The sequence below is a fragment of the Methylobrevis albus genome, from assembly GCF_015904235.1.
GTDB classification, from domain to species: domain Bacteria; phylum Pseudomonadota; class Alphaproteobacteria; order Rhizobiales; family Pleomorphomonadaceae; genus Methylobrevis_A; species Methylobrevis_A albus.
The window spans coordinates 241634-266436 of sequence record NZ_JADZLT010000056.1; the positions used below are offsets into that span (position 1 = coordinate 241634).

A 24803-nucleotide genomic window follows, 5' to 3' on the forward strand; every position below is an offset into this window, starting at 1 on the left:
GACTTCGATGGAGCCGGCCGCGCGACAGCCCCCGCTGGCGCGCCTCCGCTCGTCACCCGCATGAAGAGTTTGCCCATGTCCGACGCCGTCGTCACGCGCTTTGCTCCGTCGCCCACCGGCTTTCTGCACATCGGCGGCGCGCGCACCGCGCTGTTCAACTGGCTCTACGCCAAGGCGAAGGGCGGGCGCATGCTGCTGCGCATCGAGGACACCGACCGCGAGCGCTCGACGCCGGCGGCGGTCGACGCGATCATCGACGGGCTGATGTGGCTCGGCATCGAGTGGGACGGCGACGCGATCTCGCAATACGAGCGCGCGCCGCGTCACCGCGAGGTTGCCGAGGAGCTGGTCGCCGCCGGCAGGGCCTATCGCTGCTACTGCAGCCAGGCCGAGCTCGAGACGATGCGCGAGACCGCGCGCGCCGCGGGCCGCCCGCCGCGCTACGACGGCACCTGGCGTGACCGCGATCCGTCGGAGGCGCCGGCCGGCGTCAAGCCGACGATCCGGATCAAGGCGCCGCAGGACGGCGAGACGGTGATCGACGACCAGGTGCAGGGCCGCGTCGTGTTCCCGAACAAGGACCTCGACGACTTCATCATCCTGCGCTCGGACGGCAACCCGACCTATATGCATGCCGTCGTCGTCGACGACCACGACATGGGCGTCACCCACATCGTGCGCGGCGACGACCACCTGACCAACGCGGCGCGCCAGAAGATCATCTACGACGCGATGGGCTGGCGCCTGCCGGTGATGGCGCACATCCCGTTGATCCACGGCTCGGACGGCGCCAAGCTGTCGAAGCGGCACGGCGCGCTCGGCGTCGACGCCTACCGGGCGATGGGCTACCTGCCGTCGGCGCTGCGCAACTATCTCGTCCGCCTCGGCTGGTCGCACGGCGACGCGGAGATCCTGTCGACCGACGAGATGGTCTCGCTGTTCGATCTCGCCAGCATCGGCCGCTCGCCGTCGCGCTTCGACTTCGCCAAGCTCGAGAACCTCAACGGCCACTACATGCGCTCGACCGGCGACGCCGAGCTGCTCGCCGCGCTGGAGGCGCTGCTGCCCTATCTGCCGGGCGGCCCGGCGATCGCCGCACGGATCGACGAGACCGTGAGGGCGCAGTTGCTCGCAGCGATGCCGGGGCTCAAGGAGCGCGCGAAGACCCTGCTCGAACTCCTTGACGGCGCTCAGTTCCTGCTCAGCGACCGGCCGATCGCGATCGACGAGAAGGCGCAGGCGTTGCTCGACGCGACCGGCCGGAAGATCGCCACCGACCTCGCCGACCAGCTCGAGAACATCCCCGAGTGGAGCGCCGCGTCGACCGAGGCGGTGGTGCGGGCCTATGCCGAGACCGGTGGGCTGAAGCTCGGCAAGGTGGCGCAGCCGCTGCGCGCCGCCCTCACCGGGCGCACGACGTCGCCCGGCATCTTCGACGTGCTCGCCGTGCTCGGCCGCGACGAGACGGTCGCCCGCCTGCGCGACGCCGCCTGACGAAAAAGCTGCTTCAGTCGCCGATGACGGATCTCTCCATCATCGCCTGGCAAAGGCGCACCAACTCCGGCGCGAAGCGGCACCCATCCCTCCCCCTCGTGGGGAGGGTGGCCCCGCCAAAGGCGGGGTCGGGAGGGGGGCGGCGGATTCGCCGAGCACGGCGATGTTTGTCGCCTCCAGGATCGGCCGAACATCGCACGACTGAGCGTGTGGAGAGGTCCACCCCTCCCGACCCGGCTGCGCCGGGCCACCCTCCCCACAAGGGGGAGGGATGTATGCAACCGCCGTTCAGGATCCGCTCCTCACCTCGACGAGCGGATCACCTGGATGTCGAGGTCGCGGATCTTCTTGCGCAGGGTGTTGCGGTTGACACCGAGCAGCTCGAAGGCGCACCAACTCCGGCGCGAAGCGGCACCCATCCCTCCCCCTCGTGGGGAGGGACGAACAGACCTGCTCCTCACCTCGACGAGCGGATCACCTGGATGTCGAGGTCGCGGATCTTCTTGCGCAGGGTGTTGCGGTTGACGCCGAGCAGCTCGGCGGCCTTGATCTGGTTGCCCCGGGTGGCGGCCAGCGCCGCCCCGATCAGCGGATACTCCACTTCCTTCAGGATGCGGTGATAGAGGCCCGGCGGCGGCAGCGCGTCGCCGTAGCCGCCGAAATACTTGTTGAGGAAGCGCTCGACCGAGCCGGAGAGGTCGTCCTCGTCCGAGGTCTCGGATTCTGCCGGCGCCGAAGCCGGCGTCGACAGTTCCTGGTCGATCAGGTTCGCCGTGATCACGTCCTGCGGATAGAGCGCGGCGAGGCGGCGGACGAGGTTTTCGAGTTCGCGCACGTTGCCCGGCCAGCGATAGCGCTTCAGCCGCTCCACCGCCGCCTGCTCGATCTGCTTCGAGGGCAGCCCCTGCTTTTCGGCCTGCAGGAAGAAGTGGCGGACGAGGTCCGGCACGTCCTCGGTGCGTTCGCGCAGCGGCGGCAGCCGGATCGGCACCACGTTGAGGCGGAAGAACAGGTCTTCGCGGAACAGGCCCTGGTTGATCAGCTGGCGCAGGTCCTTGTTGGACGCCGCGACGATGCGCACGTCGGTCTTGATCGGGGTGCGGCCGCCGACGGTGGTGTATTCGCCCTGCTGCAGCACGCGCAGGAGGCGCGTCTGCGCGTCCATCGGCATGTCGCCGATCTCGTCGAGGAACAGCGTACCGCCCTCGGCCTGCTCGAAGCGGCCGGCCGAGCGCGAGGCGGCGCCGGTGAAGGCGCCCTTCTCGTGACCGAACAGTTCCGATTCGATCAGGTCGCGCGGGATCGCCGCCATGTTGATGGCGACGAACGGGCCGGCGCGGCGCTTGCCGTAGTCGTGCAGTGCGCGGGCGACGAGCTCCTTGCCGGTGCCGCTCTCGCCGGCGATCATCACGGTAAGGTCGGTCTGCATCAGGCGCGCCAGCACCCGGTAGATTTCCTGCATCGCCGGCGAGCGGCCGACCAGCGGGATGTTGTCGCCATTGTCGTCGCCGGAGGCGGCGAGCGCCCGGGTCTTCGGCTCGGCCAGCGCCCGGCCGATGATCGAGATCAGCTCCTTCAGATCAAAGGGCTTCGGCAGGTACTCGTAGGCGCCGCGCTCGGAGGCGCGGATCGCCGTCATGAAGGTGTTCTGCGCGCTCATCACGATGACGGGCAGCTCCGGCCGCACCTTCTTGATGCGCGGCAGGAGGTCGAAGGCGTTCTCGTCGGGCATGATCACGTCGGTGATGACGAGGTCGCCGTCGCCCTGCGCCACCCAGCGCCAGAGCGTCGCCGCGTTCGAGGTCAGGCGCACCTCGTAGCCGGCGCGCGAGAGTGCCTGGTTGAGCACCGTCCGGATCGCCGAGTCGTCGTCCGCTACTAGAATACTGCCGGTCGCCATACTGCTAGGTCCTCAGGTTCGAACCGCTCCGGGCGGCAGGGTGGGAGGGCACCCGGCGGCTCACGCGTCGACGGACTTTTCGTTGAATGCCGGCATCAGGATCCGGAAGATCGTGCGGCGCGGCTGGGAATCGCACTCGATCACGCCGCCATGGTCGCCGATGATCTTGGCGACCAAGGCCAGGCCGAGACCGGTGCCGTTGGTCTTCGTGGTGATGAAGGGATCGAACAGGTAGGGGTAGAGGTCCTCGGGCACGCCCGGACCATTGTCGCGGACGCAGAATTCCAGCGGCAGGCTGACCCGGTCGCGCGTGCCCGGCACCGACAGGCGGACGCCGGGGCGGAACGCGGTCGTCAGCACGATCTCGGCGTCGGGCGTGTCGGCGAGCGCCTCGGCGGCGTTCTTGACGAGGTTGAGGAACACCTGGATCAGCTGGTCGCGGTTGGCATAGACCGGCGGCAGCGAGGGGTCGTACTCCTCGACCATGCGGATGTGGCGGGCGAAGCCCGACTGGGCGAGCCGCTTCACGTGCTCCAGCACGGCGTGGATGTTGACCGGGTCGCGCTCAATCGGGCGCTCGTCGGAGAACACCTCCATGCGGTCGACCAGCTTGACGATGCGGTCGGCCTCCTCGGTGATCAGGCGGGTCAGCGCGCGGTCGTCGTCGTCGGCCGACTGCTCGAGCAGCTGCGCCGCGCCGCGGATGCCCGACAGCGGGTTCTTGATCTCATGCGCCAGCATGGCGGCGAGGCCGGTCACCGAGCGCGCGGCGCCGCGGTGGGTCAGCTGGCGGTCCATCTTGTCCGCCATGGTGCGTTCCTGGAGCATCAGGACCACCGCGCCGGGCATGTCCGAGACCGGAGCGGCGTAGATGTCCACCACGCGCTCGCCGCCGTTACGCGGCGTGCCGATGTCGACGCGGTACTCGTTGACCGAGGCGCCCCGCTCCAGCACCTGCTCGATCAGGGGCAGCAGCGGGCTGCCGAACGGGATGAAGTGCTTCAGCGGATAGCGCGCCAGCATGGTGGCGCTCGCCTGGAAGAACGCCTGCGCCGCGTCGTTGGCGCTGACGATGGTGCCGCGGTCATCGACCATGATGACCGGGTGCGGCAACGCGTTCAGCATCGTCGTCTCGGTGCCGGACATGCCGTTCCCGTCCTGCTTCTTGCCCGGGCTCTTGGCGCCCAGGGGCCGCGCGGCTTCGCTCATGCGGCTCTCCTGCTGGTTTCGAAGGCATCGAAGTAGCCGGCGAGCGCACGGCGCACGGCGGCGGGGTCGACGCTGGTGAAGATGCTGCGCTTCAGCTGCTCGGCCTCGCGATCGGCGCGCGGCGCGCCGTCGAGGTACCAGCCGAGGTGCTTGCGGGCGATGCGGACGCCGGTGCCGGCGCCGTAATGGTCGAGCAGTGCTTCGTAGTGCGCGGCGGCGATCGCGCCGATCTCGGCCGGGTCCGGCGCGGTCTCGGCGCCGCCGCAGGCGAGCGCCTCGGCAATGCGGCCGGGCGCCCAGGGGCGGCCGTAGGCGCCGCGGCCGACCATGACGGCGGCGGCCCCCGACGCGGCGAGCGCGGCGCGCGCCGCGGCGGCCGAGACGATGTCGCCGTTGACGACGACCGGGATGCCGACCGCGTCGACCACCGGCCGGACCGCGCCCCAGTCGGCGGTGCCCTTGTAGAACTGGCAGCGGGTGCGGCCGTGCACGGTGACCATGGCGATGCCGGCGGCTTCCGCGCGGCGGGCGAGGTCGGGCGCGTTGCGGTTGCTGTCGTCCCAGCCGAGCCGCATCTTCAGCGTCACCGGCACGGAAACGGCCCCGACCACCGCCTCGATCAGGCCGAGGGCGTGGTCGAGGTCGCGCATCAGCGCGGATCCGGAATAGCCCGTGGTGACACGCTTCGCCGGGCAGCCCATGTTGATGTCGATGACGTCGGCACCGGCGGCTTCGGCGCGGCGGGCGCCCTCGGCCATCCAGTGCGCCTCGCGGCCGGCGAGCTGCACCACGTGTGGCGCAAGGCCGGCGCCTTCGGCGCGCAGCAGGCTTTCGGGGTCACCGCCGGCCAGCGTTTCGGAGGCGACCATCTCGGACACGACCATGCCGGCGCCGAAGGCTTGCGCCAGGCGGCGGAACGGGAGATCGCTCACGCCGGACATCGGCGCGAGGAACACGCGATTCGGAAAGGTGACGCGTCCGACCGCGAGCGGCGTCATCGGGTTCAGGTCCGCCTCCTGCTGGGTGCCGGCGCCTTGCCCAGCCGATGGGCAACGGTGTTTTCTGCTTAACATTTAGACATGCATAGCGCCGACCGGCCCGGTGTTGCAAGGCTTCTCGTAGGTGTTTTCATCCAAGGGGCGCTGGCGGGCTCATCGCCGGCCATCAGGGCGTTGAACGCCGCGCCCGGCGGTCCATATCAGGCGTCTCGCCTGCCCACCCTTGCAGCGGCCCCGGAAGCGTGACACCTCCGGCCGGGACGTTACCGTTGCAATGAACAATCCAAGGACATGCCCGATGGCCGAGCCGAAAGAGGCCGGAAAGGTCAGTGCCGACGAAGGCACGCTGATCTCGACGATCCGCCATCTCTGGCCCTACATCTGGCCCAGCGACCGGCTCGATCTCAAGCTCCGCGTCGCGGCGGCCTTCGTCGCGCTGATCATCGCCAAGGTGATCACGGTGCTGGTGCCCTATACCTACAAATGGGCGACCGACGCGCTGGTTCCCGGGGACGCGGACATCTCGCAGGGGACAATCTTCCTCGTCTCGACGCCGATCTTCCTCGTCATCTCCTACGGCGTCGGGCGCATCATGCTCAACGCCTTCAACCAGCTGCGCGACGCGCTGTTCGCCAAGGTCGGCCAGCACGCGGTGCGCACCCTCGCCTTCCGCACCTTCGTGCACCTGCACCAGCTGTCGCTGCGCTTCCACCTCGCCCGCCGCACCGGCGGCCTCACCCGCGTCATCGAGCGCGGCGTGAAGGGCATCGAGACGATCAGCCGCTTCTCGATCCTCAACGCGCTGCCGACGCTGGTCGAGTTCGTGCTGATGGCGGCGGTGATCTGGTGGCAGTTCGACTGGATCTACCTCGTGGTGATCGGCATCACCGTCTGGCTCTACGTCTGGTACTCGGTGCGCGTTACCAACCAGCGCATTGGCATCCGCCGGCGGATGAACGATTCCGACACCGAGGCGAACACCAAGGCGATCGACAGCCTGCTCAACTTCGAGACGGTGAAGTATTTCGGCAACGAGGCGATGGAGGCAAAGCGCTTCGATGCCTCGATGGCGATCTACGAGCAGGCCGCCACCGAGACCAACACCTCGCTCGCCCGGCTCAACAACGGCCAGGTGATCATCTTCTCGATCGGCATGACGATCTGCATGGTGCTGTCGGCGCAGGCCGTGGTGGCCGGCACGCAGACGGTCGGCGACTTCGTGCTGATCAACGCGCTGCTCATGCAGCTGGCGATCCCGCTCAACTTCATCGGCTTCATCTACCGCGAAATCCGCCAGGGCATCGCCGACATCGAGGCGATGTTCACCCTGCTCGGCGAGAAGCCGGAGATCGTCGATGCGCCGGGGGCGCGGGCGCTGGTCGTTTCGGGCGGCACCGTCGCCTTCGACAACGTCGTGTTCGCCTACGACCCCGAGCGGGTGATCCTGAAAGGCATCTCGTTCGAGGTGCCTGCCGGCAAGACCGTGGCGATCGTCGGGCCATCGGGGGCGGGCAAGTCGACGCTGTCGCGCCTGCTGTTCCGCTTCTACGAGGTGACGTCCGGCCGCATCACCGTCGACGGGCAGGACATCTCCAAGGTGACGCAGGCCTCGCTGCGGTCGGCGATCGGCATGGTGCCGCAGGACACCGTGCTGTTCAACGACACCATCCTCTACAACATCCGCTACGGCCGCCCCGAAGCCAGCGACGAGGAGGTGCGGGAAGCCGCACAGATGGCGCAGATCGGCCACTTCGTCGAAATGTTGCCGATGGGCTTCAAGGCGATGGTCGGTGAGCGCGGGCTGAAGCTCTCGGGCGGCGAGAAGCAGCGCGTGGCGATCGCCCGCACCATCCTGAAGGCGCCGCCGATCCTGATCCTCGACGAAGCGACCTCGGCGCTCGACACCAACACCGAGCGCGAAATCCAGGCCGCCCTCGACCGCGTCTCGCGCGGCCGCACCACGCTGGTGATCGCGCACCGGCTCTCGACGGTAATCAACGCCGACGAGATCATCGTGCTCGAAAAAGGCGAGATCCGCGAACGCGGCACCCACGGAGACCTGATCCTGCAGGGCGGCCTCTACGCCACCATGTGGAATCGCCAGCGCGAAGCGGCGGAAGCCGAGGAGCGGCTGCGCGCGGTGCGCGAGGAGGATGCGGCGGGGATGGTGGTGCGGGGGAAGCGGGCGGAGGAGATTGGGTAGGGGGCGACGCCTTTATTCGCGGATAGTCCCCCCCTCCCTGACCCTCCCCCTCGAGGGGGGAGGGGAAATCGGCGTTGGTGCCCGCCGACCTACGTCGCCACTAGCTCTTCGGTCCAATACTGAGGCGGTTCAGTCCCCTCCCCCCTCGAGGGGGAGGGTCAGGGAGGGGGGGACTCTCCGCGGGTAAAGAACATTCGAAAAAGCCCCCCTCACGTCACCACATCCGGCCCCGCCCTGCCCGTCCGGGCCTTCAGCCCCGACAGTTCCTCCGCCGCCGCGATCACGGCCGCCAGCGCCTCCTGCGCGTCCCCGCCGGCCTTCGCCGCGTCCTCCTCGAACTTCTCGAGATAGACCCGCACCGTCGCGCCCTCCGTCCCCGTGCCGGACAGGCGGAACACCACCCGTTCGCCGGTCTCGAAGTAAATGCGGATGCCCTGCCCCGTCGTCACCGAGCCGTCGACCGGGTCGGTGTAGGAAAAATCGTCCGCGGCGCTGACGGTGAGCCCCGCCACGTCGGTGCCGGGCAGCGTGTCGAAGCGGGTGCGCAGGTCGTTCATCAGCACGGCGGCGACGGCGGCGTCGACCGCCTCGTAGTCGTGGCGGGTGTAGAAGGTGCGGCCGAACTCCGCCCAATGCGCGGCCTGGATCTCGGCGATGGTCTGCTGGCGCACCGCCTGGATGTTCAGCCACATCAGCACGGCCCAGAGCCCGTCCTTCTCGCGGACGTGGTCGGAGCCCGTGCCGGCGCTCTCCTCGCCGCACAGCGTCACCTTGCCGGCGTCGAGCAGGTTGCCGAAGAACTTCCAGCCGGTCGGGGTCTCGAAGCAGGGAATGCCGAGCTTTTCGGCGACGCGGTCGACGGCGCCCGAGGTCGGCATCGAGCGGGCGACGCCGGCAAGGCCGCGGGTGTAGCCCTTGGCGAGGTGGGCGCTCGCCGCGATCATCGCGAGGCTGTCGGAGGGCGTCACCGGGGCGCCGCGGCCGATGACGACGTTGCGGTCGCCGTCGCCGTCGGAGGCGGCGCCCATGTCGGGGGCCTCGGGTGACGCCATCAGGTCGTAGAGCTCGGCGGCGTAGATCGGGTTCGGGTCCGGGTGGCCGCCGCCGAAGTCGGGCAGCGGCACGGCGTTGACCACGGTGCCGGCCGGCGCGCCGAGGCGGCCTTCGAGGATCGCCTTGGCGTAGGGTCCGGTCGCGGCGTGCATGGCGTCGAAGCGCATGGTGAAGCCGCCGGCGAACATCGCGGCGATGGCGTCGAAGTCGAACAGCTCTTCCATCAGCACGGCGTAGTCGGCGACCGGATCGACGATCTCGACCACTGCATCGCCCAGCGCCGTTTCGCCGAGGGTGCCGAGGTCGACGTCGGCGACGTCGAGGATCTTGTAGGAGGCGATGTCCTTGGTCCGGGCGAAGATCTCGGCGGTGACCGCCTCGGAGGCCGGGCCGCCGTTCGCCATGTTGAACTTCAGGCCGAAATCGCCCTCGGGACCGCCCGGATTGTGGCTCGCCGACAGGATCAAGCCGCCGAAGGCGCCGCGCTTGCGGATCACGTTGGAGGCGGCCGGCGTCGAGAACAGGCCGCCCTGCCCGACGATCAGCCGCGCCGCGCCAGCGGCGGCCGCCATCTTGAGGATCGCCTGGATCGCGGTGTCATTGAAGAAGCGGCCGTCGCCGCCGACGACCAGCGTCTTGCCGGCGACGCCGCCGACGCCGTCGAAGATCGCCTGGACGTAGTTTTCGAGGTAGCCGGGCTGCATGAAGACAGAGGTCTTCTTGCGCAGGCCCGAGGTGCCCGGCTTCTGGCCGTCGATGGGCTGTGTCGCCACGGTGTTGACCGTCATGGTTCCCCCCGTTGTTCTCTGGTTGCGCCGGATCGGAGTTCTTCGAAGACGAGCACGCTCTTCGCCTCGACGGAGAGCACGGTGCGCGCATGGCTCGCGCGCGCGCCCACCCTGCCATCGGCAGATGCCGTGGAGAAGACGTGGTGCCAGGCGTGACTGCGCCGGGTCGGCGGCAGCGCGAAGCGCACGGCGTCGGTGTTGCCGTTGAACACGATGAGCACGCTGGTCGAATCCTCGGCGGCGGTCCGCGGCGCCGCGCTGCGCAGGATCAGGCCGAAGCAGCGGAAGCCCGGGTCGCGCCAGTCGCCGGTGGTCATGGAGCGCCCGGTCGGCGCGATCCACTGCACCTCGAGCTGGCCGTCGGCCGAGCGGATCTTGGCGTGGATGAAGCGCGGCTGGCGCAGCAGCGACAGCCGGCCGCGCAACTCGGCGAGCGCCGCCACCAGCGCCGGCAGCTCCGGATCGGCCGCCGCGGCCGCCCAGTCGATCCAGCCGGTCGGGTTGTCCTGGCAATAGGCGTTGTTGTTGCCGCCCTGGCTGTTGCCGACCTCGTCGCCTGCCGTGAGCATCGGCGTGCCCTGCGACAGCAGCAACGTCGCCAGCATGTTGCGGCGGGTGCGGCGGCGGGCGGCGAGGATCACCGGGTCGTCGGTCGGGCCCTCGACGCCGTGATTGTCCGAGAGGTTGTCGTGGTGGCCGTCGCGGTTGTCCTCGAGGTTCGCCTCGTTGTGCTTCGACGCATAGGAGGTGAGGTCGGCGAGGGTGAAGCCGTCGTGGGCGGTGACGAAGTTGACCGAGCTCCATGGCCGCCGGCCGCGGTGGTCGAAGCGGTCGGCCGAGCCGAGCAGCCGCGTGGCGAGGTCGGGCGTTATCGCCTCGTCGCCGCGCCAGAAGCGGCGCACCGTGTCGCGGAAACTGTCGTTCCACTCGGCGACACCCGGCGGGAAGGTGCCCAGCTGGTAGCCACCGGGGCCGATGTCCCACGGCTCGGCGATCAGCTTCACCCGCGACAGCACCGGATCCTGCATCAGCGCGGCGAGGAAGCGGCCGTTCGGGTCGAAGCCGGGAGGCTCGCGCCCGAGCGTGGCGGCAAGGTCGAAGCGGAAGCCGTCGACGCCCATCACCTCGACCCAGTAGCGCAGCGAATCGAGCACGTACTGCAGCACGCGGGGATGGCCGACGTTGAAGGTGTTGCCGGTGCCGGTGTCGTTGACGTAGTAGCGCCGGTTGTCGGCGCGCAGCCGGTAGTAGGAGGCGTTGTCGATGCCGCGGAAGGCGATGGTGGCGCCGAGCTGGTCGACCTCGGCGGTGTGGTTGTAGACGACGTCGAGGATCACCTCGATGCCGGCGGCATGGAAGCGGTCGACCATGGCGCGGAAGCGGCCAGCGATGCCGAGCGCGCGGTCGCGGCCGCCGGTCTCGCCGTCGTAGCGCGGCTCGGGCGCGAAGTAGGCGATCGGGCTGTAGCCCCAGTAGTTGGTCAGGCCGCGCCGCGTCAGGAACCCCTCGTCCATGAAGGCGTGCACCGGCAGCAGCTCCACCGCGGTGACACCGAGGCGCACGAGGTGGTCGAGCAGGCCCGGTGTCGCGAGGCCCTCGTAGGTGCCGCGCAGCTCCGGCGGCACGTCGGGGCGCTGCATGGTGAGGCCGCGGACGTGCCCCTCGTAGATGAAGCTGCGCGACCACGGCGTGTCCGGCCGGCCGGTGCCGGGCAGGTCGCCGCCGCGCGGCAGCACCACCGCCTTCGGCACGACGCGGGCGCTGTCGCGGACATCGAAGGTGAGATCGTCGAGGGTGCGGGCGACATAGCCCGCCATCATTTCGTCAGTGCGCACCCGGTGGGTCAGCGCGCGGGCGTAGGGGTCGATCAGCAGCTTGTTGGGATTGAAGCGGTGGCCGTTGCCCGGATCATACGGTCCGTGCACGCGAAAACCGTAGAGCGCGCCGGGGGCGAGGCCGGGCACGTAGCCGTGCCAGACCTCGTCGGTGAACTCCGGCAGGCGGATGCGCGCCACCTCGTGCCCCGTCAGCGGCGCGAACAGGCAGAGGTCGACGGCGGTGGCGTGAGCGGAGAAGATCGCGAAGTTGACGCCGTCCGCGTCCGGCGTCGCGCCGAGCGGAAAGGGCCGTCCGGCCTCGACGGGGCCGAGGCGCGGATAGCCGTCGGCGGACGCCGCCTTCTTCGGGACCTGCCCGGACCTGCCGACGACCTTCATGCCTGTGTCCACCACCCCCGTCCGCCCTCTTCCATCGCCTCGCCGCGGCCTCAGGCGCCGTCGCTACCGAGCAGCGAGCGGTAGAGCTCGACGTAGCGCGCCGCGGACAGTTCCCACCCGACCGGGTGGCCCATGCCGCGCCGCTGGATCCGGCGCCAGCTCTCACGGTCGGCGAAGAGATCGAACGCCCGCTCCAAAGCAAAGCCGAGTCCGGCCGCCGTCACCGGCGCAAACTGCAGGCCGGTCGCGACACCCGCCTGGATCGCGGCGTCGTTGGCGTCGATCACCGTGTCGGCGAGGCCGCCGGTGCGGGCGACGATCGGGACCGTGCCATAGCGCAGGCCATAGAGCTGGGTGAGGCCGCAGGGCTCGAAGCGCGACGGGATAACGATCGCGTCGGCGCCGGCCTGCAGCAGGTGCGACGCTTCCTCGTTGTAGCCGAGGTAAACGCCGACGCGGCCGGGCCAGTTGCGCGCCGCCTCGGTGAACGCGCGTTCGAGGCCGATGTCTCCGGAGCCGAGCACCGCGAGCTGGCCGCCGCGCGCGACGATGTCGCCGATCAGCGGCAGCAGCAGGTCGAGGCCCTTCTGCGGCGTCATCCGGCTGACGACACAGAACAGCAGCGCCTTGGGATCGGGCGCGAGACCGAGCATCGCCTGCGCTTTCGCCTTGCTCGCCGCCTTGCGCTGCAGCTTGCTCGCCGAATAGGTCTCGGCGATCTGGGTGTCGGTCTCGGGGTTCCAGACGTCGAGATCGATGCCGTTGAGGATGCCGCTGAGCACGCCCGCGCGTTCGTTGAGCACGCCCTCGAGGCCGAGACCGAACTCCGAGGTGCGCAGCTCGCGCGCATAGGTCGGGCTGACGGTGGTGAGATGGTCGGAGAAGACGAGGCCGGCCTTCAGGAACGAGGTCTGGCCGTAGTACTCCAGCCCGGAATGGCCGAAGAACGACGCCGGCAGGCCGAAGCCGCCATAGGCGTGGAGGCCGCAAAGGCCCTGGTAGGCGATGTTGTGGATGGTGAAGACCGTGGCGGGCCGCGTCTCGCCCGCCGCCACCAGATAGGCCGACGTCAGGCCGGCCTGCCAGTCGTGGCCGTGCACAATGTCGGGCACCCAGCCGCCCGCCGCGCCGAGGCCGATGTCGGCGCCGATGCGGCAGAGGGCGGCGAAGCGGCGCGGGTTGTCGGGCCAGTCGCGCCCGTCGCCGCCGAGATAGGGATTGCCCGGCCGATCGTAGAGATGCGCCGCCTCGAGCGCGAAGACGTCGAGCCCGTCGACGGTCTGGCCGTGCAGCAGCTGGACCGGGCCGCCGAAGAGCTCTTCGCGCGTGTCGGCGACGGTGACGTCGTGCAGGCCGGCCAGCACCGACGGATATCCGGGCAGCAGCACACGGACGTCGCAGCCGAGCAGCTTCAACGCCAGCGGCAATGCACCTACGACATCGGCGAGACCGCCCGTCTTCACCAGAGGATAACATTCGGAGGCGACGAACAGCACGCGCACGCGGCACTTCTCCTTCAGGTCCAGCGACGGTCAGCCCGGCCAGAGCCGCAGCGGGATCCGGCAGGCCCGCGGCGCTGGTGGAACGCACTCCAGAGCGGTTCCACGCCGCGGCGCCGCGGTCAAGGCCGGTCTCGCCGCGCCGTCAAAGCTCGAGGCGGTCGATCATCGGTTGGGTGATCAGGCAGATGCCGTTGTCGGTGCGCCGGAAGCGCCGGGCGTCCTCCTCCGGGTCCTCGCCGACGATGAGGCCGGGCGGGATCACCACGCCGCGGTCGATCACGACTTTCCGCAGCCGCGCCCCGCGGTTGATGGTGACGTAAGGCAGCACCACCCCGTGCTCGACCTCGGAGAAGGAGTGCGCGTGTACGCCGGTGAACAGCAGCGACTTGTCGATGCGCGAACCGGAGATGATGCAGGCGCCCGACACCAGAGATGAGGTCGCCGAGCCGCGCCGGCCGTCCTCGTCATGGACGAACTTCGCCGGCGGCACGATCTCGCCATAGGTCCAGATCGGCCAGCTGCGGTCGTAGAGATCGAGCTCGGGCACGAAGTCGGTGAGGTCGATGTTCGCCTCCCAGAACGCCTCGACCGTACCGACGTCGCGCCAGTACGCGGACGATTCCGACGTGGACCGGACGCAGGAGTTGGTGAAGCGATGGGCGACCGCCTTCCCGTGCTTGACGAGGTACGGGATGATGTCCTTGCCGAAATCATGCGCGGAATCCGGGTCTTCGGCGTCGCGGCGCAGCAAGTCGAACAGCAGCGAGGTCTCGAAGACGTAGATGCCCATCGAGGCGAGCGCGAGATCGGGCTGGCCGGGAATGGAGGGCGGATCTGCGGGCTTCTCGATGAAATCGATAATGCGGTCGTTCTCGTCGACATGCATGACGCCGAAGGCGACCGCCTCCATGCGCGGCACGTCGATGCAGCCGACGGTGACGTCGGCGCCCGAGAGAACATGCTCCTCGAGCATGACCTCGTAGTCCATCTTGTAGACGTGGTCGCCAGCGAGGATGACGATGTAGTCCGGCGCGTAGCTCTCAACGATGTCCATGTTCTGGGTCACGGCATCGGCGGTGCCGACGTACCACTTGTCCTCGGCGACGCGCTGCGACGCGGGGAGGATGTCGAAGCTCTCGTTGCGCTCCTCGCGGAAGAAATTCCAGCCGCGCTGCAGATGGCGGATCAGGCTGTGCGCCTTGTACTGGGTCGCGACCGAGATGCGGCGGATGCCGGAGTTCATGGCATTGGAGAGCGCGAAATCGATGATGCGGCTCTTGCCGCCGAAGTAAACCGCGGGCTTGGCACGCGGATCGGTGAGTTCCTTCAGCCGCGAGCCGCGACCGCCCGCCAGCACGAAGGCCATTGCATTCCGCCCGAGCCTGCGCTGGTCTCGCTTCGACGCCATCATGCCGTTTCTCCCTCAAGGTCCGTTCGCCACCGGGGGAGCGGGCGACGGCCCGATTTCTTGGTCCGCGCAGCTGCCGCCGCCGCGGTATTTTCCCCCTGATTCAACGTACTATGGCGCGTCTGCGGCGGTTTGTCTCGCCTGCCGCAGCCGCCCGTTCCGTCGTGTCTTACGCGACGCCGTCCGACCCGAGCACGACGACCTCGGTCCCGATCGGAACGCGGCTGTAGAGATCGACGACGTCCTGGTTGAGCATCCGGACGCAGCCGCTCGACATCGCCTGGCCGATGCTCCACGGCTCGGTGGTGCCGTGCAGGCGGTAGAGCGTGTCGACGTCGCCCTGGTAGAGGTAGAGGGCGCGCGCGCCGAGCGCGTTGTCGAGCCCCGGCGGCTGGCCGTTGGCGAAGGGGGCGGCGCGCGGATCGCGCGCGATCATCTCCTTCGGCGGATACCAGGTCGGCCATTCCTGTTTGCGCTTGATCACCGCCCGGCCCGACCAACCGAAGCCGTCGCGGCCGACGCCGACGCCGTAGCGCAGCGCGCTGCCGCCGGTCTCGGTGAGGTAGAGGAAGCGGTTGTAGGGATCGACGACGATGGTGCCGGGGGCATAGGCGGAGGTGTAGGACACCTGCTGACGCCAGTAGACGGGGTCGATCCGGCGGATGTCGATCGCCGGGAGCGGGAACGGCTCGTCGAGCTTCGGGCCGTACATCGAGAGATAGTAGGGGTCGATCCGGCCGGAATTGCTGATCCGCGCCCGCGGGGCGCCATATCCGCCGTCAAAGCCGGCGAGCCGCGAGTAGCTGCCCGAACAGGCGGCCAGACCCACCGGCAAAGCGGCGACGAACGCCCGGCGGCTGAGGCGCCCGGCGGTGGAAGACGACGGCTTCAGGATGGTCATGCGGCGAGCCCCTCTCGATGCGAACCCCTGTCGCATTCGGGGCCATAATGATCGAAGCGGGCCGAAAGTTCCCGGCCGATCCGCAGCAAGGCGGAAGTGTGGCGGTCACTTTCCGCTTACCGATCGGCTACTTGCGGCCGATCAAAGCCGAAATCGTCACCAAGATCCAACCCGCGATCAGCGCCATGCCGCCGCCCGGCGCGGCCATCGGGAACAGCGGCGTGCCGGCGAGAACCCGCAGCGCGAGGTCGCCGGAGAACAGCGTCACGCCGACGACGAGCACCGTGCCGGCGAGCCGGCGCAGGGGATCGTGCAGGACCGACGCGGCGCCGAGGGCGGCGAGTGCCGCGGCATGGACGAGCAGCATGCCGCCGGCCGTCGTCAGCCGTCCGCTGGCGTCGAGATGGGCGCCGGCGGCGGATGCCGCGACCCCCGCCGCACCGGCGAGGCCGGCGGCGGCGAAGAGCAGCCGGTCGACGAGGGACGGGCTCGGCATCGGAAGGTTCCCGGGAGGATGCGGGCTCAGAGAGCGGTCAGGCGAACTCGAGGATCACCGCGTCGACGGCGAGGCTGTCGCCGGCCTTCGCCTTGATCGAGCCGATGGTGCCGTCGCGCTCGGCGCGCAGCACGTTCTCCATCTTCATCGCCTCGACCACGGCGAGCGTCTCGCCGGCCTTGACCTCCTGCCCTTCCGCGACGGCGATCGAGACGACGAGGCCGGGCATCGGGCAGAGCAGGTACTTCGACATGTCCGGCGGCAGCTTGACCGGCATCAGTGCGTCGAGGGCGGCGATCTCGGGCGTCATCACCCGGGCGTAGAGCTCGACGCCGGACCAGGCGAGACGGGCGCCGGCGGTGGCGGCGCGCACCTGGACGGCGACCTCCTCGCCGCCGATGCGGCCGTGCCAGAGCGGCTCGCCGGGGCGCCAGTCGGAGCGGACGGTGACCGGGCGCTCGCCGCCGATCGAGACGTCGATCTCGAGCGGCACCGCGGCAAAGCCTTCCGGAACCTTGACCTCGATCTGCTCGCGGCCGAGGCGCACCACCCAGGCGTCGCGCCAGCGGCCGGACGCCGGGCGCAGCCGACCCTCGAGGCCGTCCAGCCGTTCGCGCCGCACGAGCTCCATCGCCAGCGCCGCGGTGGCGAGCACGCGGCGCGCCTTCGCGTCGGGTTCGCGGCCGGTGAAGCCGTCGGGGAATTCCTCGGCGATGAAGCCGGTGGAGAGCCGGCCTTCGCGCCAGCGCGGGTGCTGCATCAGCGCGGTGAGGAACGGGATGTTCGGCTGGATGCCGTCGATGATGAAGCTGTCGAGCGCCTTCGCCTGCGCGTCGATCGCCTCGATGCGAGTCGGCGCATGGGTGACGAGCTTGGCGATCATCGGGTCGTAGAACATCGAGATCTCGGAGCCCTCGACGACACCGGTGTCGTTGCGCACCGTGATCCCGTCCTCGGTGCCCTCCTGCGGCGGCTTGTAGGAGACGAGGCGGCCGGTGGAGGGCAGGAAGCTGCGGAAGGGATCCTCGGCGTAGACGCGGCTTTCCACCGCCCAGCCGTCGAGCTTCACGTCGGCCTGGGTGATCGAGAGCTTCTCGCCGGCGGCGACGCGGATCATCTGCTCGACGAGGTCGATGCCGGTGATCAGCTCGGTGACGGGATGCTCCACCTGCAGGCGGGTGTTCATCTCGAGGAAGAAGAACGAGCGGTCCTGGCCGGCGACGAACTCCACCGTGCCGGCGCTGTCGTAGCCGACGGCCTTGGCGAGCGCGACCGACTGCTCGCCCATCGCCTTGCGGGTCGCCTCGTCGAGCAGCGGCGACGGGGCTTCCTCGATGACCTTCTGATTGCGGCGCTGGATCGAGCACTCGCGCTCGCCGAGATAGACGACGTTGCCGTGCTTGTCGCCGAGCAGCTGGATCTCGATGTGGCGCGGATTGACGATGAACTTCTCGATGAACATGCGGTCGTCGCCGAACGACGACGCCGCCTCGGACTTGGCGCGCGCGAAGCCTTCGGCGACCTCGCTGGCGTTCCAGGCGATGCGCATGCCCTTGCCGCCGCCGCCGGCGGAGGCCTTCATCATGACGGGATAGCCGATCTCGTCGGAGATCCGCACCGCCTCGTCGATGCTCTCGATGACGTCGAGATTGCCGGGCACGGTCGAGACCTTGGCGGCGGCCGCGAACTTCTTCGATTCGATCTTGTCGCCCATGGCGTCGATCGCGGCCGGGTTCGGGCCGATGAAGACGATGCCCTCGGCTTCGAGCGCCCGCGGGAAGGCCGCGCGCTCGGAGAGGAAGCCGTAGCCGGGATGCACCGCCTCGGCGCCGGTCTGCTTGCAGGCGGCGACGATGCGGTCGATCAGAAGATAGGACTGCGCGGCCTGCGGCGGGCCGATGTGCACGGCCTCGTCGGCCATTTCCACATGCAGCGCATCGCGGTCGGCGTCGGAGAAGACCGCGACGGTCTTGATGCCCATCTTGCGCGCAGTGCGGATGACCCGGCAGGCGATCTCGCCGCGGTTCGCAATCAGGATCTTGGAGAACATGAACGCCGCCCTGCCCCGTCTTATGTGTCACTTCGCCTGCGGTTGTACGGAGAAGGACTGGGCGCGGCAACCGATGCGGAAGTTCTAGACGGCGCGCATAAAGCCGCACGTCGGGCAGGTGTGCCGGCCGGGCGCGGCGGCCCGGCCGGTGGCGGCGCCGTTCAGGCGGCGGTGTCGATCAGCGTCTGCAGCGACGGATGAATGTCCGGGCTTTCCTCGCGCAGGAAGGCGATCAGGGCGCGCTCGTTCTCGTGGATCACGCCGTCGCGGCCGATGCGGTCGGCAAGCCAGCGCACCTCGTCGGCGGTCAGCGTTTCGCTGGCGCGGACATCGGCCTCGAAGGCGGTGTTGCGGGCAGCGACGATGCTCTCGTCCGGCTGGGTGTAGCTGCGCCAGATGCCTTTCAGCCCGTCGCTGAGCAGGCCCGACATCATCCCTGAAAACACCCCGGCGACGCCCGGCGTCTCCGAATCGACCCAGGCTTCGCGGCGCAGCGCCTCGGCGCGCGGCGGCGGGGTGTAGCCGCGGGCGGCCATCAGGAAGTTGGCGACCGCCTTGACGAAGAGGTCAGACCAGGCCGGGTGGTTGTCCGCCTCGCGGGTGCGGTCGTTGAGGTCGAACAGGACCTCGGCTTCCTCGCGGCTGACGCCGATCGCGGCGTCGCCGGCGAAGGCGTAGAGGATGCGGCGGATCAGCTCGACTTCGGCGCGGCCGATGACGCCGGGCTCGAGATGACCGGAGGCGAGCGGGCCGGTGCCGTCGACGACGGCGGCCTTGACCTGGGCCAGCGCATAGGCCGAAAGCCGCGCCGGCGCCGAGCGGGCCGCTTCCAGCACGCGGATCAGTAGTTCGAGTTCGCTGCAGGTGCCGACGATGCCGTCCTGGCCGATGCGGGCGATGAGCCAGTCGGCGTTCTCCTCGCTGACGTAGCCCTCGGGTGCGGCCTGCCAGACGAGATAGTCCGTGATCGCTTCGCAGAAGAGCTGGTCGAAGGCGGGGTCGCGGTCGGCGACGCCGGCTTCGAGGGCGAACAGCCAGCCCGCCTCGTCCGGCCCGATCGCGCCGTCGCCGTAGACGGTCTTGCGGATCACGGCGACGTCGTCCGCGCGGAGGGTTCCGGCGGTCGTCATGGCGGCGAGGGCCGCGGGCATTGCGACATGCGGCATCGGCTGGTTGCTCCCTGAAGCGTTCTTTTCAGGGCGAAACGCTACCGGGGAAAGCCGAGTATTCGCTTAAGAGGCAAGGTAAAGAAAAGGTTGACGGCCGCAGGAAGAGCGTTCTGGGGCGACCGGCTGGGCTGATCGCCCCGCGTCACAGCGGCATTTCCGCCAAAAAAGACGGTCGCAGCAGGGAGATTACTGCGACCGCAGGAGGGAGGGGGTCGGAGTCCGCAGCCGCGCGGCGAACTCGATATGACGGAATGCATCATACACTAGTCGGTTGCGGCCGTCACGACGCTGGGAGGCGGCGTGAAATTCTGTCGCGCCGGCGCGCCTCCCCGGCCGTTGCGCCACATGGATTCCGGTGTTTCCGCAAGTGGTTGCGTCACGGCAACGTGAAGCGGCGGCGGGTGTCGCGTCTTGCCGGCGTCATGGCAGATTGAGACGGTTCCAATCTGCCTGCCGCCGCCCGTCGTGGCGCCAACCCGAGAGTGACGCATGAAACGCACCTGCCTCGTCATCGCCGCGATCACCGCCGCCGCCACCTTCGCCACCGGCGCCCTCGCCCAGGGCGACCCGATCGCCCAGCGCCAGCAGCTGATGAAGCAGGTCGGCGACCAGATGAAGATCGTCGGGCCGATGATGCAGGGCAAAGTCGCCTACGACGGCGCCGCGGCCGGTGCGGCGATGGCCGTCATCTCGAAGAACTCGGCCGACTTCATCACGCTGTTCCCGGAGGATTCGAAGACCGGCGGCGACACCGAGGCGCTGCCGGTGATCTGGGAGCGCAAGGCCGAGTTCGACGCCATCGGCGAGAAGCTCTCGACCGAGGCGGCCGCGGCGGCCGAAGGCGCCGGCGGCGGGCTCGACGCGTTCAAGCCGCTGTTCGCCGCGGCGGCCGCGAACTGCAAGGCCTGTCACGAGGATTTCCGCAAGCCCTGACCGGCGAGCGCCTCCCCTGACCGCACCCGCGTCCGGCGCCCCGCGCCGGGCGCTGTGCACTGCAATGCCGCTTTGCCTTCCGCCGTCGCTTCGGCCATGGTTGCGCCGGCGCCGACCGGGCGCCGGAACGGGCTGAGGACGGGCTGGGGATCGATGATCGCTGAGGGCAAGCCGCATCGCGCCGAACGCATCGCCTTCGTCGCGAGCCAGACCGAGGATGCCGAGGCGGCGCGGCGCCGGCTGGTCGAACTCTATGGCGACGTCGAGCCCGACAATGCCACCGCGATCGTGGCGCTCGGCGGTGACGGGCTGATGCTGCAGGCGCTGCATCGCTTCATGAACAGCGGCAAGCCCATCTACGGCATGCACCGCGGCTCCGTCGGCTTCCTGATGAACGACTTCCGCTTCGAGGGCCTGCGCGAGCGCCTCTCTATGTCGGCGATCACCGCCGTGCATCCGCTGATCATGGTGGCGACCGACGCCGCCGGCGTCGTGCACCAGGCGAAGGCGATCAACGAGGTCTCGCTGCTGCGCCAGACCTTCCAGGCCGCCAAGCTGAAGATCACCATCGACGGCAAGGTTCGCCTCGACGAGCTGATCTGCGACGGCGTGCTGGTCGCGACGCCGGCCGGCTCGACCGCCTATAATCTATCCGCGCACGGCCCGATCCTGCCGATCTACGCGCCGCTGCTCGCCCTCACCCCGATCAGCCCGTTCCGGCCGCGTCGCTGGCGCGGCGCGCTGCTGCCCGACCGCTGCGAGGTGCAGCTCGACGTGCTGGAGGCCGAGAAGCGGCCGGTCAGCGCGGTCGCCGACCACACCGAGATCCGCTCGGTGGTGAAGGTGGTGGTGCGCGAAGATCCGAAGCAGAAGAGCCTGATTCTGTTCGACCGCGATCACAACTGGGAAGAGCGGATCCTTAACGAACAGTTTCGCTACTAGGTTCCTACCGGGCTTTTCCCGTGCATTAGCGGGCCGTTAAGCCTGTGGTGCGACAGTTCCTCGTCAAGGTGGACCGGGGGGCGCGGCATGGCCGCGGCGGCATGATGGCACAGCGGCAGCATCTCGAGAGTTCCGACGGCGAGCGCATCGTCGCGCAGGTCGATCTGCGCAAGAAATGCCGCGAGTTGCCGATGCGCTCGGCGGCCGACGACCCCGTCGCCCGCGCCGAAGCCGCCCTGCAGAAGATGTCCGGCCATTTCCGCGGCTGGATGGACGAGGAACTCACCACCATCGACGAGGCGTGGAAGCGGCTGCGCGCCGCCGGTATCGCCGACGACACCGCCCGCGCCGGCCTGTTCCGCGCCGCGCACGACATCAAGGGCCAGGCGGCGACGCTCGGCTTCCCGCTCGTCGGCGTGCTCGCCGGCAGCCTCTGTGCTCTGCTCGACGAACCCGCCGATCCGGGCGCGGTCCCGGCCGTGCTGATCGAGCAGCATGTCGCGGGGCTGAAGGCGATGGTGCGCGAGGACGTGCGCAACGAGGACGATCCGGTCGCGACGCAGCTCGTCGGCGAACTCAGCCGGGTGACGCGCGGCTTCATCGCCTCGGTCGCGCCGCGGAGCTGACGCTCCCACGCGCCGCCGGATTTCGAGCGTCCCGCCGGCGCCTCGGCTTTTCCCTCGCCCTTCGAGAGAGCCGCTACACGGCTTCCTCAGGATGAGGGAAAAGGATAAGCGATTGAAAGAAAGCGATAAAATCCCGGAGGCCTCATCCTGAGGAAGCCGCGCAGCGGCTGTCTCGAAGGGCGAGGCCGGGTACGCCGATCCCTGCCGCTGGCCCTGCCGTACAACCGTGCGTTTGGTCAGGCCGCGACGGCCTCGGGGCGCCCGTCCTCGAACACCCCATCATCCATGTCGTCGCCGGCGTACCCGTCGTCGGCATCCTCGGCGTCGTCCCCCAGCCCCTCGCGGGCGGTGACGGCCGGGGTTTCCGGCGTGCGGACGTATTCCTCGACGAAGCCGCGGGCGGCCTCGCGCGCGGCTTCCGCGGCGAGGCGGCGCAGCATGGTGAGCAGGTCGTCGAGGTCGGAGCGGGTGAAGTCCTCGTAGCGCGTCAGGATGCGCTCGATCATGCGGCGCGAGAAGCGGTACTGGTCGCCGGGACGGCCGTCGAAGTCGAGGTCGCGCCAGACGTCGAGCGCAGCGATGAAGGCCGGGTGCGAGCGCTCCGGCAGGCCGGCGCGGGCGAACAGCGCGCGCAGGCTGCTCTCGCGGCCCTCGGCGAGGATCGAATAGACGCGCGGCGCCGGCATGGCGGCGAGGCTCGACAGCGCCGCCTCGAAGAAGTGCATGTGGCCTGCACACATGACGCGCACCAGCAGCGACGTCGTCAGTTGCCCGGTGCCGCGCAGATGCTCGACCAGCGCGATGCGGTCGGCCTCCCCTGCCCCGGCGACGAGGCAGCAGGTGGCCTTGTCGCAGGCGTCGCGCACCAGCGCCTCGATGCGGCGCGGCGGCATCCAGCTGTCGCGTGCGGCGTGCTCGCCGAGGCGTTCCGACATGCGCCGGATCAGCGCCTGGCGGACGACGATCGGCAGGTCGACGCGGGCGAACATCAAGGTGCGGATCTCGGCGTCGTCGCCGAAGCGTTCGGCGAGGCGCTGGAAGCTGTGCAGGCCGAGACGGGCGGCGGCATTGCGCAGCAGCTCTGCGATCGCCTCCGGACCCGCGACCTCGACGATGGCCGCCGACACCGGCGGCGAGACGACGGGGCGGCTGGCGATCGCCTGCTGCAGCATGTCGGTGCCGGTCGCCACCGCATCGACGAGCTCGGCATCGAGCAGCACCGGCGACCGGGCCAGCACGGGGGCCGCGACCTCGGGCCGGTCCTGCGTCAGGGCGATGATCAGATGGCGCGGGGCATCCTCGTGCCGGGCGAGCGACTGCGCGAGGGCGCGGCGGACGTCGGGCGACGGGTCGTCGAGCAGGATGGTCATCGCGGCCTCCATCGCCTCGCGCTCCCGTTCGGAGACATCGGCGATGAAATAGGCCCGGACCAGAGGATCGACGGCTTCGGCGCGGCGCCCTGCGGGCGCCTGCTCCATCCATTTCAGGTATTGCCTGACCACCATGTGGCGACCGCCCCGTACGCTCAGTCGAACTTACGGATCGAAGATCGCATGACTCCCTTAACGAGGAGTTCACCACGTTCGGCAACGCGGCATTCACCACGTTGGAGCCGCTCAGCCGTCTTCGCGGTCGTCGCCCCAGGCGGTCGGCAGCAGGAAGCTGCCGAGGTCGAGCGGGCCGCCACTCTGCTGCTGCATCCGGGCGGCGAGCGCTGCGATCGAGGGCGAATCACCGGCGCCGCTTGCCACCTGCTCGGCCGCCGCGATGCGCGCCGTGACCGGGTCGATGGACATCACCGGGCTCACCGGGGCGACGGCCGGCGTCGCGGCCGCCGTGGCCGCGGCCGAGGCTGCCGCATCCTCCGCGACCGCCACGGCGAACAGGCCGGGGGTGGCGGCAAAGCCCTTCCAGAAGGCGGAGGCGAGCGGCTTGCCGGCGCCGTCGTTGCGGAACAGCGCGTCGAAGGCGGCGTCCGGGTCGGAGGCGCGCCAGCCGGCGGCGACGCGGTCGCCGGTCGAGACCGCCTTCGCGGGGTCGGCGAAGGCCGTCGTGGTCTCCGCGCCGACGCCGGGGGCGTTGGCGAGCATGGTCCGGGTCGGCGCCTCGTGGTCGCGCACCAGGCGGTCGTAGACCTCGGAGACGCTGCGGGGGGTGCCGTCGCGGTTATAGAAGATCGGCCGGTTCGCCGCGGCCTGCCGCGGGAAAGCGGTGGCGGCGGTCGCGTTCGGATCGGCCTCGGAGAGGCGGATCAGCTTCGAAGCGCCGCCTGCCCCGAGGAAATGGGCGATGTAGAGTTCGCCGTCGCTCGGCTGGCGACCGATCTTGTGGTCGAGCAGTTCCGCGTTGCGGCGCGTCAGCGCCCCGGCCATCATCGAGGAGATCTCGGGATCCTTGCGCAGCGCGAGGATCTCCTTGCGCTGCGCGGGGTCCGCGACGTTGTAGCGGCCGTTGGCGTCGACCGAGATCGCGGCGGCATACTGGCCGAGGCCGAGTTCCTCGCCCGACAGCTTCATCGTCTCGAGCCAGGTGCTCTCGATGAACTGGAACAGGCCGGTCGCCGTCGACGTCTTCGCCTGCGCCGACGGGTTCATCGACGACTCGCGCTGCGCGGTCTTCACCAGATAGTCGAACGACGTGCCCGTCGACGCGCTCGCCGCATCGAAGGCCTGGGCGATGCGGCTCGACACGTCGGCATTGCCGACCCGGTCCGCCTTCGCGATCGTCGTCTTCGTGGTTCCGCCGGAATAGAGATCGTGGAACACGGGTTTCATCGGCGCCTCCAGCCCCAATTCATGAGAGGACGATCGGCGCGACGTGGTTAACGAGTGGTTAATTTGGCGGAATGACCGGCAAATATTGCCTACTTCCCCCAAGTTTCCGCCGGTCTTCGCCCGCCGGAGGCCGCGCGCCGT

The 24803-nt window shown here is 69.5% G+C and carries 18 protein-coding genes; 5 read left to right on the forward strand and 13 right to left on the reverse strand.

Annotated elements, in window-relative coordinates:
* Positions 1–75: 75 nt before the first annotated feature.
* The gene (gene gltX, locus I5731_RS18510) at positions 76–1494 is read left to right on the forward strand and encodes a glutamate--tRNA ligase (protein ID WP_197312895.1); all 1419 of its coding nucleotides are present in this window, start codon (positions 76–78) and stop codon (positions 1492–1494) included.
* Between the two features lie 457 nt (positions 1495–1951).
* On the opposite strand, the gene ntrC is transcribed toward gltX, so the two are convergent.
* The 3 genes from ntrC to dusB are packed head-to-tail and all read right to left on the reverse strand — an operon-like array spanning position 1952 to position 5601.
* Positions 1952–3394: a nitrogen regulation protein NR(I) gene (ntrC, locus tag I5731_RS18515; RefSeq protein ID WP_197312896.1), complete on the reverse strand. Its 1443-nt coding sequence runs from the start codon at positions 3392–3394 to the stop codon at positions 1952–1954.
* Between the two features lie 60 nt (positions 3395–3454).
* Entirely contained in the window at positions 3455–4540 is a 1086-nt protein-coding gene (locus I5731_RS18520) for a two-component system sensor histidine kinase NtrB (protein ID WP_197313116.1), read from the reverse strand.
* A 59-nt stretch (positions 4541–4599) separates the two neighbouring features.
* Positions 4600–5601, reverse strand: coding sequence for a tRNA dihydrouridine synthase DusB (gene dusB / locus I5731_RS18525; protein ID WP_197312897.1), 1002 nt, complete (start codon positions 5599–5601; stop codon positions 4600–4602).
* 298 nt (positions 5602–5899) lie between these two features.
* On the opposite strand from dusB, the gene I5731_RS18530 reads away from it, so the two are divergent.
* Positions 5900–7804 (forward strand): ABCB family ABC transporter ATP-binding protein/permease, encoded by a 1905-nt coding sequence (locus tag I5731_RS18530; protein WP_197312898.1) that lies wholly within the window; start codon positions 5900–5902, stop codon positions 7802–7804.
* Positions 7805–8013: 209 nt separating this feature from the next.
* Here I5731_RS18530 and I5731_RS18535 read toward each other — a convergent pair whose 3' ends face one another.
* The 8 genes from I5731_RS18535 to I5731_RS18570 all read right to left on the reverse strand — a co-directional run bounded on the left by I5731_RS18535 (position 8014) and on the right by I5731_RS18570 (position 19384).
* Positions 8014–9645, reverse strand: a complete 1632-nt coding sequence (locus I5731_RS18535) for an alpha-D-glucose phosphate-specific phosphoglucomutase (protein WP_197312899.1) — start codon at positions 9643–9645, stop codon at positions 8014–8016.
* The gene (glgX, locus tag I5731_RS18540) at positions 9642–11861 is read right to left on the reverse strand and encodes a glycogen debranching protein GlgX (protein WP_197312900.1); all 2220 of its coding nucleotides are present in this window, start codon (positions 11859–11861) and stop codon (positions 9642–9644) included. Before glgX ends, I5731_RS18535 begins: the two co-directional genes overlap by 4 nt.
* A 50-nt stretch (positions 11862–11911) precedes the next feature.
* Positions 11912–13363, reverse strand: coding sequence for a glycogen synthase GlgA (glgA, locus tag I5731_RS18545; protein ID WP_197312901.1), 1452 nt, complete (start codon positions 13361–13363; stop codon positions 11912–11914).
* A 142-nt stretch (positions 13364–13505) separates the two neighbouring features.
* Positions 13506–14771 (reverse strand): glucose-1-phosphate adenylyltransferase, encoded by a 1266-nt coding sequence (gene glgC, locus I5731_RS18550; protein ID WP_197313117.1) that lies wholly within the window; start codon positions 14769–14771, stop codon positions 13506–13508.
* A gap of 169 nt (positions 14772–14940) precedes the next feature.
* Positions 14941–15672, reverse strand: coding sequence for a L,D-transpeptidase (locus I5731_RS18555; protein ID WP_197312902.1), 732 nt, complete (start codon positions 15670–15672; stop codon positions 14941–14943).
* Between the two features lie 127 nt (positions 15673–15799).
* Positions 15800–16168, reverse strand: a complete 369-nt coding sequence (locus I5731_RS18560) for a DUF423 domain-containing protein (RefSeq protein WP_197312903.1) — start codon at positions 16166–16168, stop codon at positions 15800–15802.
* 37 nt (positions 16169–16205) lie between these two features.
* Positions 16206–18218 carry an acetyl-CoA carboxylase biotin carboxylase subunit gene (locus I5731_RS18565; RefSeq protein ID WP_197312904.1) on the reverse strand — a complete coding sequence of 671 codons (2013 nt, stop codon included), beginning with the start codon at positions 18216–18218 and terminating at the stop codon, positions 16206–16208.
* A 161-nt stretch (positions 18219–18379) separates the two neighbouring features.
* Positions 18380–19384 (reverse strand): hypothetical protein, encoded by a 1005-nt coding sequence (locus tag I5731_RS18570; RefSeq protein ID WP_197312905.1) that lies wholly within the window; start codon positions 19382–19384, stop codon positions 18380–18382.
* A 492-nt stretch (positions 19385–19876) separates the two neighbouring features.
* Between I5731_RS18570 and I5731_RS18575 the strand changes: the two genes are divergently transcribed.
* From I5731_RS18575 to I5731_RS18585, 3 genes are all read left to right on the forward strand, one after another.
* Entirely contained in the window at positions 19877–20320 is a 444-nt protein-coding gene (locus tag I5731_RS18575) for a c-type cytochrome (RefSeq protein WP_197312906.1), read from the forward strand.
* 153 nt (positions 20321–20473) lie between these two features.
* A complete protein-coding gene (locus tag I5731_RS18580) occupies positions 20474–21262 on the forward strand; it encodes an NAD kinase (protein ID WP_197312907.1) in 789 nt (262 codons plus the stop codon).
* 101 nt (positions 21263–21363) lie between these two features.
* Positions 21364–21888, forward strand: coding sequence for an Hpt domain-containing protein (locus I5731_RS18585; protein WP_197312908.1), 525 nt, complete (start codon positions 21364–21366; stop codon positions 21886–21888).
* A 236-nt stretch (positions 21889–22124) separates the two neighbouring features.
* On the opposite strand, the gene I5731_RS18590 is transcribed toward I5731_RS18585, so the two are convergent.
* Positions 22125–23393, reverse strand: a complete 1269-nt coding sequence (locus tag I5731_RS18590; RefSeq protein WP_197312909.1) for a DUF2336 domain-containing protein — start codon at positions 23391–23393, stop codon at positions 22125–22127.
* Between the two features lie 111 nt (positions 23394–23504).
* Positions 23505–24662, reverse strand: coding sequence for a transglycosylase SLT domain-containing protein (locus tag I5731_RS18595; protein WP_197312910.1), 1158 nt, complete (start codon positions 24660–24662; stop codon positions 23505–23507).
* Positions 24663–24803: the final 141 nt, after the last annotated feature.

Bases quoted from the DNA above. Each gene is read 5' to 3' on its own strand.
- I5731_RS18520 (WP_197313116.1), bottom strand. From the start codon at position 4,540: ATGTCCGGCACCGAGACGACGATGCTGAACGCGTTGCCGCACCCGGTC.
- I5731_RS18535 (WP_197312899.1), bottom strand. From the start codon at position 9,645: ATGACGGTCAACACCGTGGCGACACAGCCCATCGACGGCCAGAAGCCG.
- I5731_RS18590 (WP_197312909.1), bottom strand. From the start codon at position 23,393: ATGGTGGTCAGGCAATACCTGAAATGGATGGAGCAGGCGCCCGCAGGG.
- I5731_RS18570 (WP_197312905.1), bottom strand. From the start codon at position 19,384: ATGCCGCATGTCGCAATGCCCGCGGCCCTCGCCGCCATGACGACCGCC.
- ntrC (WP_197312896.1), bottom strand. From the start codon at position 3,394: ATGGCGACCGGCAGTATTCTAGTAGCGGACGACGACTCGGCGATCCGG.
- gltX (WP_197312895.1), top strand. From the start codon at position 76: ATGTCCGACGCCGTCGTCACGCGCTTTGCTCCGTCGCCCACCGGCTTT.
- I5731_RS18580 (WP_197312907.1), top strand. From the start codon at position 20,474: ATGATCGCTGAGGGCAAGCCGCATCGCGCCGAACGCATCGCCTTCGTC.
- I5731_RS18560 (WP_197312903.1), bottom strand. From the start codon at position 16,168: ATGCCGAGCCCGTCCCTCGTCGACCGGCTGCTCTTCGCCGCCGCCGGC.
- glgX (WP_197312900.1), bottom strand. From the start codon at position 11,861: ATGAAGGTCGTCGGCAGGTCCGGGCAGGTCCCGAAGAAGGCGGCGTCC.
- I5731_RS18555 (WP_197312902.1), bottom strand. From the start codon at position 15,672: ATGACCATCCTGAAGCCGTCGTCTTCCACCGCCGGGCGCCTCAGCCGC.
- I5731_RS18595 (WP_197312910.1), bottom strand. From the start codon at position 24,662: ATGAAACCCGTGTTCCACGATCTCTATTCCGGCGGAACCACGAAGACG.
- I5731_RS18585 (WP_197312908.1), top strand. From the start codon at position 21,364: ATGATGGCACAGCGGCAGCATCTCGAGAGTTCCGACGGCGAGCGCATC.
- I5731_RS18530 (WP_197312898.1), top strand. From the start codon at position 5,900: ATGGCCGAGCCGAAAGAGGCCGGAAAGGTCAGTGCCGACGAAGGCACG.
- I5731_RS18575 (WP_197312906.1), top strand. From the start codon at position 19,877: ATGAAACGCACCTGCCTCGTCATCGCCGCGATCACCGCCGCCGCCACC.
- glgC (WP_197313117.1), bottom strand. From the start codon at position 14,771: ATGGCGTCGAAGCGAGACCAGCGCAGGCTCGGGCGGAATGCAATGGCC.
- I5731_RS18565 (WP_197312904.1), bottom strand. From the start codon at position 18,218: ATGTTCTCCAAGATCCTGATTGCGAACCGCGGCGAGATCGCCTGCCGG.
- dusB (WP_197312897.1), bottom strand. From the start codon at position 5,601: ATGACGCCGCTCGCGGTCGGACGCGTCACCTTTCCGAATCGCGTGTTC.